The organism is Phenylobacterium sp. (assembly GCF_030697925.1).
Taxonomy (GTDB): Bacteria; Pseudomonadota; Alphaproteobacteria; order Caulobacterales; family Caulobacteraceae; genus Phenylobacterium.
Genome location: NZ_JAUYOJ010000202.1, coordinates 1 through 6,528, shown reverse-complemented (window position 1 = coordinate 6,528; position 6,528 = coordinate 1). Strand labels below are relative to the sequence as shown.

The following is a 6,528-nucleotide window of genomic DNA, read 5'->3' as shown; positions in this document are numbered from 1 at the left end:
GCGACCTTAATTCACTCTAAGGGAGCTGTCCCTGGCCGGTCCCGTGGGACCGGGCAAAACGGCGCCCACCTGGTTATCCAGGTCGAGGGGATTCAACCGTCCTTCACGGCTCTCGCGGCGCCGCCACCCTTCGCCTATGCTCTGGGCGTGTCTTTAGATCCTACCAAGTTGGGCGATCCCACCAAGTCAGATCTGCGCGCGGAACTTCGCCGCCGCCGCCGCAAGCTGGCCCAGGCCGCGCCCCATGCCGCCCAGGCCGCGGCCGAGCACCTGGTCCTCGAGCACCTGCCCGCCTTCGCCTGTTTCAGCGGCTATCACGCCGTGGGGGCGGAGATCGATCCCAGCCCGCTGATCCGCCGGCTGGCGCGCACAGGCGCCTTCTTCGCCCTGCCGGTCTGCGAGGCGCACGAGGCGCCCCTGGTGTTCCGCGCCTGGGACGAACGCGACTTGCCCCAGCCGGACCTGTTCGGCGTGCCGGCTCCGCCGCGCCACGCGCCGGTGCTGCATCCCGACCTGATCGTCTGTCCGCTGCTGGCCTTCGACCGCCAGGGTGGGCGGCTGGGGCAGGGCGGCGGCCACTACGACCGCACCATCGCCGAACTGCGCGCCCACAAGCCGGTCTTCGTCCTGGGCCTGGCCTATGCCGGCCAGGAGGTGCGGTCCGTCCCCTGCGAGCCGCACGATCAGAGGTTGGACGCTATTCTCACCGAAAGCGGCTATATCCGCGTCCGAAAGGACTAATTTCCATGCGTTTCGCTTTTTTCGGGGATGTGGTGGGCCGCGCCGGCCGCGATGGCCTCGCCGACTACCTGCCCGCCCTGCGCCGCCGGCTCGACCTCGAGTTCGTCATCGTCAACGCCGAGAACGCCGCCGCTGGTTTCGGGATCACCGAGAACACCGCGCGCGAGCTGTTCGACGCCGGCGCCGACTGCCTGACCCTCGGCAACCACTCCTTCGACCAGAAGGAGGCCCTGACCTACATCGTGCGCGAGCCGCGCCTGATCCGCCCGGTCAACTATCCACTGTTCGCCGACACGCCGGGCCGTGGCTCGCAGATGTTCGAGACCCAGGCCGGCAAGCGCATCCTGGTGGTCAACGTGCTGGGGCGCATCCACATGGATTCGCTCGACGATCCGTTCGGTGCGGTCGACCGGGAGCTGGAAGCCTGCCCCCTGGGTGTGGCGGTCGACGCCATCGTGATCGACATGCATGCCGAGATCACCTCGGAGAAGATGGCCATGGGTCACTTCTGCGACGGCCGCGCCAGCCTGGTGGTGGGCACCCACACCCACGTCCCGACCGCCGACTGCCAGATCCTGCCGGGCGGCACCGCCTATCAGACCGACGCCGGCGCCTGCGCCGACTATGACAGCGTCATCGGCAACCAGAAGGAAGAGCCGCTGCGCCGGTTCACCACACGGGTCTCTGGCGGCCGTTTCAAGCCGGCCGAGGGTCCGGCCACGGTCTGCGGGGTCTATGTGGAGACCGACGACGCCACCGGCCTGGCCCGCCGCGTCGAGCCTATCCGCATCGGCGGCCGGCTACAGGAATCCGTGCCCTCGCTGGAGGCGGTGAGCGTCGGCTAGGGTCGCCGCGGCAGGGTGTCGAGGGTCAGCTTGCCGTCGCCGTCGGCGTCCAGCAGCCCGAACCGTCGCCCGGCGACCTTGGCCCATTCCTCGGCGCTGACTCGCTGGTTGAGGTCGCCGTCGCCGCCGCGCACCGGCTGGGGCTCGTTGAGCATGGAAAAGCGTGCGGCGCCTTCGCGCGGCGCCTGCTTCGGTCCGATGCGCTTGATGAACCGCCCTTCGCCGGGCCGTCCGCCGCCGCGCGGGCCGCCGAAGCTCATGCCGGTGATCTCCGGGGCGATCTCGCGCTCGTAGCGCTGGTTCTCGGCCCCGTCGACCTGGCCGTCGGCATTGACGTCCAGCAGTTTGAAGAACCGCGCGGCGTCGGCCCGGAACTCGGCCAGGGTCAGGACGCTGTCATGGTCGCCATCGGCCCCGGCGAACCAGGCGGCCTTGTCCTCGCCGCCGCGGAACGGCTCGCCGGACGGGCTGATGAACAGGCCTCCACCCGGCAGATCAGGCGGCGCCTGGGCGAAGGCGGGGACGCCGAGCGCCGCCAGGGCGCCGGCCAGGAGAAGATTGCGCAGCATCGGACTCATCCCTCGCGCCCTGGGGGAGCGGGCGCACGGCCAAGCTGGCGGCGCCCTGAGGCCAAAGCGGGGCGGAAAGGTCTCCGCGCTGAAACTATCCGCCGGCGGCCTTGCGGTTGCGCGCCGCCACGCTCTCGCCGGCCACGCCCCAGTTCTGCGTCTCCACCTCGTCGATGATCACAAAGGTGGTGGCGGGGTTCTTGTTCAGCACCTTGACCAGCAGGTCCGTCGCCCCCGCGATCAACTCGGCCTTCTGCGCCTCGGTGGCGCCGGGCGTGATGCGGATATTGACGTAGGGCATGGGACCTCCTTGACGGTTGCCGCCGACACTTAAGCGCGCAAAGCTCCGCCGCAAGCCTCAACAGGGCGGCATAGCCGCGAAGTGGGCGACGCGGTCGGCGAAAGTCGACATGCCCATCGCCTTGCGATTGACCTCCACCTTGGTGGCGTCCTCCAGGGCGTCCGGAACCCATTTCCCGCCCTCGCAGCGGAACTGCGACCCGTAGCGCTGCGCTCGCCCCTCGCGCACGGACACCCTGTCGTACATCTTGGCGTAGGCCTCGCCGCTTACCTCACCCCTTGCCACGAGGGGCTCGATGATCGGCAGGAAGCGTTTCTGCATCTCTAGGTCGGCATGCTGGACGATGTGGAATGCAGCCTCGGACGCCTCGCGCCCGTACAGGCTGGACAAGAACCACCCTTCGGCCGGGACCATGCTGAGAAGTTCGGCCTGGTTGGCCCGGTCGATCGTGGTGATGGCGCCCCAGATGGCGCTCATGGCCGCCTTTCGATCTTCGACGGAAAGTCCCGACAGGTCCAATTTTCCGAACGCCACGCGGGGAGCCTGGTCGAGCCGTCCCATCCGGGCCAGCTTCTCGGCGTCGGTGCGCGGCGGCGGCAGGCGCGCCTGGTCCGCACGGACGCGTGCGATCTCGGTCGTGACAGGCGCGGCCGCGGCGGTCGCCTGAGGTGAGGGCGCCAGGGGCGCAAGGGCTTCAGGAGGGATGGACGTTCCCTGGGCCGCAAGGGCCAAGGCCGCCGCCAATGCCGCAAACATGGATGGTCTCCGTCGCTTGCCGCCGACACTTAAGCGCGCAAAGCTCCGCCGCAAGCCTCATGGAGTCCGGCATGACCCGTTTCCTCGCCCGCGTCGTCTTCGGGGCGCTCGGCCTCGCGCTCGCCGCCTACCTGCTGGCGGGCGTGAGCTATAGTGGGATCGTCGACCTGTTGATCGCCGCCCTGCTGCTGGGGATCGTCAACGCCATCCTGCGGCCGATCCTGTTCGTGCTCACCCTGCCGCTCACGGTCATCACGCTCGGCCTGTGGCTGCTGGTGCTGAACGCCGCGATGATCGGGCTGGTGGCCTGGCTGCTGCCGGGCTTCACGGTCACGGGTCTGGCCCCAGGCCTGCTCGCGGCGATCGTCACCGGCGTGGTGAGCTGGATCGGCGCCATCGTCATCGGCGACGCCAAGAAGGGCTGACATAGAAAGACGCCAAGAAGGGCTGACATAGAAAAAGGGCGGAGCCTTTCGGCTCCGCCCTCGATCTTCGTAAGCGTTTGAGCCTGGACTAGAAGTCCATGTCGCCCATGCCGCCCATGCCGCCGCCCATGCCGCCGGCTTGGCCGCCGCCGCCCTTCTTGGGGGCTTCGACGATGGCGGCTTCGGTGGTGATCAGCAGGCCGGCGACCGAGGCCGCGTCCTGCAGAGCCGTCCGAACCACCTTGGCGGGGTCGATGACGCCGGCCGCGACCAGATCGACATATTCCTCGGTCTGGGCGTTGAAGCCGAAGGTCGGCGACGGGTTTTCCAGCACCTTGCCGACCACGATCGAGCCTTCGACCCCGGCGTTTTCCGAGATCTGGCGGATCGGGGCCTGCAGGGCGCGGCGCACGATGGCCACGCCGGCTTCCTGGTCGTCATTGTCGCCCTTGAAGCCGTCGAGAACCTTCGAGGCCTTCAGCAGAGCGACGCCGCCGCCGGGGACGATGCCTTCTTCCACGGCCGCGCGGGTCGCGTTCAGGGCGTCGTCGACGCGGTCCTTCTTTTCCTTGACTTCGACTTCCGTCGCGCCGCCGACACGGATCACCGCGACGCCGCCGGCCAGCTTGGCCAGTCTCTCTTGCAGCTTTTCCTTGTCGTAGTCCGAGGTTGTGTCCTCGATCTGACGCTTGATCTGGGCGATACGGCCCTCGATCGCGTCCTTGGCGCCGACGCCGTCGACGATGGTGGTGTCGTCCTTGGTGATCGAGACCTTCTTGGCGCGGCCGAGCATGTCGATGGTGACGTTCTCGAGCTTGATGCCCAGGTCTTCGCTGATCAGCTCACCGCCCGTGAGGATGGCGAGGTCTTCTAGCATGGCCTTGCGGCGGTCGCCGAAGCCCGGAGCCTTGACGGCCGCGACCTTCAGGCCACCGCGCAGCTTGTTGACCACCAGGGTGGCCAGGGCTTCGCCCTCGACGTCCTCGGCGATGATTAGCAGCGGACGGCCCGACTGCACCACGGCTTCCAGCACCGGCAGCAGGGGCTGCAGCGAGGAGACCTTCTTTTCGAAGAGCAGGATCAGAGGCTCTTCGAGTTCGACTTCCATCTTGTCGGCGTTGGTGATGAAGTACGGCGACAGGTAGCCGCGGTCGAACTGCATCCCTTCGACGACGTCCAGCTCGGTCTCAAGGCTCTTGGCCTCTTCCACCGTGATGACGCCTTCGTTGCCGACCTTGGCCATGGCCTTGGCGATCATCTCACCGACTTCGGTGTCGCCGTTGGCGGAGATGGTGCCGACCTGGGCGATCTCGGCGTTGGTGGTGACCTTGCGCGAGGACGCCTTGATCTCCTCGATCACCTTGGTCACGGCCTTGTCGACGCCGCGCTTCAGGTCCATCGGGTTCATGCCGGCCGCGACCGACTTGAGGCCTTCCACGACGATGGCTTGCGCCAGGACGGTGGCGGTGGTGGTGCCGTCGCCGGCCTTGTCGTTGGTCTTGGAGGCGACTTCGCGGATCAGCTGGGCGCCGAGGTTCTCGAAGCGGTCAGCCAGCTCGATTTCCTTGGCGACGGAAACGCCGTCCTTGGTCGAGCGCGGGGCGCCGAACGACTTCTCGATGACCACGTTGCGGCCCTTGGGGCCCAGGGTCACCTTGACGGCGTTGGCGAGGATGTTGACGCCGCGCAGCATGCGGTCGCGCGCGTCGGAAGCGAAATAGACGTCTTTAGCGGCCATTTTCCTGCTCTTTCAGAGGGATGTTGATGGGAGGAAGGGGGTCCGTGCGGGTTACTCGACCACGCCCAGGACGTCGCTTTCCTTCATGATCAGGAGATCCTGACCGTCGATCTTGATCTCGGTGCCGGACCACTTGCCGAACAGGATCTTGTCGCCGGCCTTGACGTCCAGCGGCTGGATCTTGCCATTGTCGTCACGGGCGCCGGGGCCGACGGCGATGATCTCGCCTTCCTGCGGCTTCTCCTTGGCGGTGTCGGGGATGATGATCCCGCCCTTGGTCTTTTCTTCTTCCTCGACGCGCTTCACGAGGACGCGGTCTCCCAGAGGACGAAACGCCATATCTTTAAGTCTCCGTTCGGGACGGTTGAAAAATGCTGTGGTGGAAGCGCTTGGGACAGGGCCGTTAGCAGCCGGCGCCCCTGAGTGCTAACGCCGGGCTGGAGGTAGGCTCGGGGGGGCTCCAAGTCAAGCTCAGCCAGGGATGTGGATTCGGCTTTGTGCCCGCTTGCCCGGCCAGATAGGGTCGCGGCGAGGGAATTTGAACCAGGAGTATTTCCATGCGCCGCGTCATTGCGATCGCCGTCCTATCCGTCATGGCCGCCGCCGGCGCCGCCCAGGCCGAGACCTGGAAGCCCTATGGCACGCCCAGCGACAAGGGCATCCAGTGGGCCTACGACGCCGACTATAGCTACCGCGACGTCCAGACCGGCCGGGTTGTGGTCATGCAGGCGATCAGCAAGCCGGGCGCCGAGCCGCGGCTGGGCCCCTCGGCGCCGGGCAAGCCGGACGGCGTGGGCAACGTCGTGGCCCTCGACTGCAAGGGCAAGACGCTGATCGTGATCGGGTCCTACACCCCCTCCAAGCCGCTGGAGCTGTCGGCCAACTGGCGGACCGGCAACGCCGCCCCGGCCAAGAGCGCCGACGACCGGGCCTTGGTCGCCGCCGCCTGCGCCGGCGCAGACCAACTCGCGTCCAAATAGGCGCCGCTGCTGACAGGATCCGGCGGGCGAGACACTAGGTAGCGGTGACCATTTAGCTATTTGAGCCACAGCATGATGGCGGCGAGGGTGACGAAGCCCATGAAGGTGGACGCGAGCTTGTCGTATCGGGTTGCGATGCGCCGGAAGTGCTTGATGCGGCTGAAGAAGCGTTC

At 67.4% G+C, this 6,528-nt stretch carries 9 protein-coding genes and 1 pseudogene; 4 read left to right on the top strand and 6 right to left on the bottom strand.

The window, feature by feature from the left end; all coding sequences use genetic code 11:
- Window positions 1–168: 168 nt before the first annotated feature.
- Both Q8Q88_RS19410 and Q8Q88_RS19405 read left to right on the top strand, forming a co-directional pair.
- Complete coding sequence (locus Q8Q88_RS19410) at window positions 169–741, top strand: 5-formyltetrahydrofolate cyclo-ligase (protein WP_305676831.1); 573 nt, start codon at window positions 169–171, stop codon at window positions 739–741.
- A 5-nt stretch (window positions 742–746) separates the two neighbouring features.
- On the top strand, window positions 747–1,586 hold the full coding sequence (locus Q8Q88_RS19405; RefSeq protein ID WP_305676830.1) for a TIGR00282 family metallophosphoesterase: 840 nt from the start codon (window positions 747–749) through the stop codon (window positions 1,584–1,586).
- On the opposite strand, the gene Q8Q88_RS19400 is transcribed toward Q8Q88_RS19405, so the two are convergent.
- The 3 genes from Q8Q88_RS19400 to Q8Q88_RS19390 all read right to left on the bottom strand — a co-directional run bounded on the left by Q8Q88_RS19400 (window position 1,583) and on the right by Q8Q88_RS19390 (window position 3,212).
- Window positions 1,583–2,155: a hypothetical protein gene (locus Q8Q88_RS19400; RefSeq protein ID WP_305676829.1), complete on the bottom strand. Its 573-nt coding sequence runs from the start codon at window positions 2,153–2,155 to the stop codon at window positions 1,583–1,585. The two genes, Q8Q88_RS19405 and Q8Q88_RS19400, sit on opposite strands and share 4 nt — an antisense overlap.
- 94 nt (window positions 2,156–2,249) lie before the next feature.
- Window positions 2,250–2,456 carry a 4-oxalocrotonate tautomerase family protein gene (locus Q8Q88_RS19395; protein ID WP_305676828.1) on the bottom strand — a complete coding sequence of 69 codons (207 nt, stop codon included), beginning with the start codon at window positions 2,454–2,456 and terminating at the stop codon, window positions 2,250–2,252.
- 57 nt (window positions 2,457–2,513) lie between these two features.
- The gene (locus tag Q8Q88_RS19390; protein WP_305676827.1) at window positions 2,514–3,212 is read right to left on the bottom strand and encodes a DUF6624 domain-containing protein; all 699 of its coding nucleotides are present in this window, start codon (window positions 3,210–3,212) and stop codon (window positions 2,514–2,516) included.
- Window positions 3,213–3,283: 71 nt separating this feature from the next.
- On the opposite strand from Q8Q88_RS19390, the gene Q8Q88_RS19385 reads away from it, so the two are divergent.
- Window positions 3,284–3,637, top strand: a complete 354-nt coding sequence (locus Q8Q88_RS19385) for a phage holin family protein (protein ID WP_305676826.1) — start codon at window positions 3,284–3,286, stop codon at window positions 3,635–3,637.
- Window positions 3,638–3,725: 88 nt separating this feature from the next.
- Here Q8Q88_RS19385 and groL read toward each other — a convergent pair whose 3' ends face one another.
- The gene (groL, locus tag Q8Q88_RS19380) at window positions 3,726–5,375 is read right to left on the bottom strand and encodes a chaperonin GroEL (RefSeq protein ID WP_305676825.1); all 1,650 of its coding nucleotides are present in this window, start codon (window positions 5,373–5,375) and stop codon (window positions 3,726–3,728) included.
- 51 nt (window positions 5,376–5,426) lie between these two features.
- Window positions 5,427–5,714 carry a co-chaperone GroES gene (gene groES, locus Q8Q88_RS19375; RefSeq protein ID WP_305676824.1) on the bottom strand — a complete coding sequence of 96 codons (288 nt, stop codon included), beginning with the start codon at window positions 5,712–5,714 and terminating at the stop codon, window positions 5,427–5,429.
- Between the two features lie 218 nt (window positions 5,715–5,932).
- On the opposite strand from groES, the gene Q8Q88_RS19370 reads away from it, so the two are divergent.
- Window positions 5,933–6,355, top strand: coding sequence for a hypothetical protein (locus tag Q8Q88_RS19370; RefSeq protein WP_305676823.1), 423 nt, complete (start codon window positions 5,933–5,935; stop codon window positions 6,353–6,355).
- Between the two features lie 56 nt (window positions 6,356–6,411).
- On the opposite strand, the pseudogene Q8Q88_RS19365 reads toward Q8Q88_RS19370, so the two are convergent.
- A pseudogene (locus Q8Q88_RS19365) lies at window positions 6,412–6,528 on the bottom strand (IS5/IS1182 family transposase); the annotation flags it as partial.

Coding starts and splice junctions, on each gene's coding strand:
- Q8Q88_RS19385 (WP_305676826.1), top strand. CDS start 3,284: ATGACCCGTTTCCTCGCCCGCGTCGTCTTCGGGGCGCTCGGCCTCGCG.
- groES (WP_305676824.1), bottom strand. CDS start 5,714: ATGGCGTTTCGTCCTCTGGGAGACCGCGTCCTCGTGAAGCGCGTCGAG.
- Q8Q88_RS19395 (WP_305676828.1), bottom strand. CDS start 2,456: ATGCCCTACGTCAATATCCGCATCACGCCCGGCGCCACCGAGGCGCAG.
- Q8Q88_RS19370 (WP_305676823.1), top strand. CDS start 5,933: ATGCGCCGCGTCATTGCGATCGCCGTCCTATCCGTCATGGCCGCCGCC.
- groL (WP_305676825.1), bottom strand. CDS start 5,375: ATGGCCGCTAAAGACGTCTATTTCGCTTCCGACGCGCGCGACCGCATG.
- Q8Q88_RS19400 (WP_305676829.1), bottom strand. CDS start 2,155: ATGCTGCGCAATCTTCTCCTGGCCGGCGCCCTGGCGGCGCTCGGCGTC.
- Q8Q88_RS19390 (WP_305676827.1), bottom strand. CDS start 3,212: ATGTTTGCGGCATTGGCGGCGGCCTTGGCCCTTGCGGCCCAGGGAACG.
- Q8Q88_RS19405 (WP_305676830.1), top strand. CDS start 747: ATGCGTTTCGCTTTTTTCGGGGATGTGGTGGGCCGCGCCGGCCGCGAT.